This is a genomic window from Blastomonas sp. CCH1-A6 (assembly GCF_001556365.1).
GTDB lineage: Bacteria > Pseudomonadota > Alphaproteobacteria > Sphingomonadales > Sphingomonadaceae > Blastomonas > Blastomonas ursincola.
In genome coordinates this window covers 1-280 of the sequence record NZ_LSIS01000460.1, presented here as the reverse complement: position 1 = coordinate 280, position 280 = coordinate 1, and the positions used below count along the sequence as shown (strand labels likewise).

The 280-nt window shown below is 73.2% G+C and carries 1 protein-coding gene; it reads left to right on the top strand.

The window, feature by feature from the left end; all coding sequences use genetic code 11:
• A partial coding sequence (locus AX735_RS20600; protein WP_202189632.1) for a TrbG/VirB9 family P-type conjugative transfer protein occupies positions 1-209 on the top strand: 209 nt, incomplete at its 5' end.
• Positions 210-280 lie beyond the last annotated feature (71 nt).

The following is a 280-nucleotide window of genomic DNA, read 5'->3' as shown; positions in this document are numbered from 1 at the left end:
AGTTTCCGGCCGGGATCTCGCAGGGCGAGATGCCGCCGCTGTTCGTGACCGGCGCGGCCGGCGATGCCGAGTTAGTTAATTACCGCGTGCAGGGCCGCTACATGGTGGTGGACCGGCTGTTCGCCGCCGCCGAGCTGCGCCTGGGCGACCGGCGCGGCGAGCAGCGCGTCCGCATCGTGCGCGACAATGGGCGCAGGGGGCGGCCGTGACCGATCCCGCCGACAATTCCCCGCCCGAGGCGGCCGCACCGCAAGCGCCGCGCCCCGATCCGCAAGCCTTC